We start from the raw sequence: 280 nt of genomic DNA, 5'->3' as shown, positions 1-280 counted from the left end.
CCGTGACCTCTTTGAGTTCACGTTCGATACCATACAGCTTGTTAATCATGGCCAGCGCGATATCGGTACGGCCCGTCTTGCCTTTGGGTTGCACTTTTTGCGCATCGACGAACTTGCGCCGCGCATGCGCCCAGCAGCCCAGACGCTCGACACCCGGTTGCGCACCCACGGCGTTATAGCCAGCGTAATCGTCGCTCATCAGGTAGCCACGATAATCGGCGAGCAGACGCAGTGGCACCTCCTGCGCGCGGCTGGTGGTGTAGTCAAAAAGAATAACTGG

1 protein-coding gene is annotated in these 280 nt (G+C 58.2%); it reads right to left on the bottom strand.

The window, feature by feature from the left end:
• On the bottom strand, nucleotides 1-280 hold a 280-nt coding region (locus tag AACY52_RS31915), incomplete at both ends, for a transposase (RefSeq protein WP_339439716.1).

Origin of the sequence: Pseudomonas sp. EA_65y_Pfl1_P113 (assembly GCF_963970525.1) — a bacterium.
Lineage (GTDB): Bacteria > Pseudomonadota > Gammaproteobacteria > Pseudomonadales > Pseudomonadaceae > Aquipseudomonas > Aquipseudomonas tritici.
This window is presented reverse-complemented; position numbering and strand designations above follow the sequence as displayed.